The sequence below is a fragment of the Anaerophaga thermohalophila str. Valhall genome (assembly GCF_000250735.1).
In the GTDB taxonomy this organism is placed as follows: Bacteria; Bacteroidota; Bacteroidia; order Bacteroidales; family Marinilabiliaceae; genus Anaerophaga; species Anaerophaga thermohalophila_A.
This window is the reverse complement of record NZ_AHZV01000125.1, coordinates 1-877: the sequence shown is the minus strand read 5'-3', so window position 1 is coordinate 877 and position 877 is coordinate 1. Positions and strand designations below refer to the sequence as shown.

Genomic DNA, 877 nt, shown 5'->3' with positions numbered 1-877 from the left:
ACACTAATTAAGATAAGAAAATAAAAAACATCCGGAACAATTGTCCCGGATGCCTTCTTTGTTTAACCTAATCATAAACCCACAAGTAAAAAGCAAACCTGAAGCTTATTGTTGCTCAATGATGCTTATTGTAATATCCTCAGATGCCTCATTCCCGGCAGCATCCTCAACTGTTATGGAAAAAGTATATTCTCCGGGGGTAGCATCGTAAATAATGGTACCAAATGGGTCTTCATTATTAAAAGTATGCTCCTTTCCTGAAAGGGAAAACCCAACAGGACCCCTGTCGAAAGGAACAGGATCATCGATACTTTTCAACGAGCCGGAAGCACTTTTCTCAGTATATGATACCGACACATAGCACGTATCCAACGTCTGATTGTCTGTCAGAGTTCCGTTTATTAAAATACTCTCAACCTCACGAACATATTCATCTCCCTCTGCAGGTGATGTCAATTGAATCTGTGGCGCTTCTGTATCCTTAGGTTCCTCGTTATTGTTATCATCATCACTACCACAGGCCACGAATAAAACAGAAAAAAGGGTGAAGAACAAAAAAACAAGGGGATTCTTTCGTATTAATTTCATAAAACAAAGATTAAAGTTCAACTTAAGTTATCAGATTTTTAAATAATTATTTTCAATTAGTTGTATCCGACAGATCGTTAGATTTTCAAATATTTACCAGATATAAGATAATCCACATAATCTTGATATACTTTATTTTAGTAAACAAAACCATTCGATTACAAGCAATTGATTTGTAGCATATTGTAAAAAAATCAAGAACTATTGTGTCAATAGACTAAGACACTTTTTTATCTGACTTGATGCTTTAAAAATACAAAAATCATTGAAGAGCCCGGTCTAAAAAGCA

1 protein-coding gene is annotated in these 877 nt (G+C 34.9%); it reads right to left on the bottom strand.

Annotated elements, in window-relative coordinates; genetic code table 11:
- Window positions 1–105: 105 nt before the first annotated feature.
- A complete protein-coding gene (locus tag OQ5_RS0106645; protein WP_016776737.1) occupies window positions 106–588 on the bottom strand; it encodes a DUF4625 domain-containing protein in 483 nt (160 codons plus the stop codon).
- Between the last annotated feature and the right edge of the window lie 289 nt (window positions 589–877).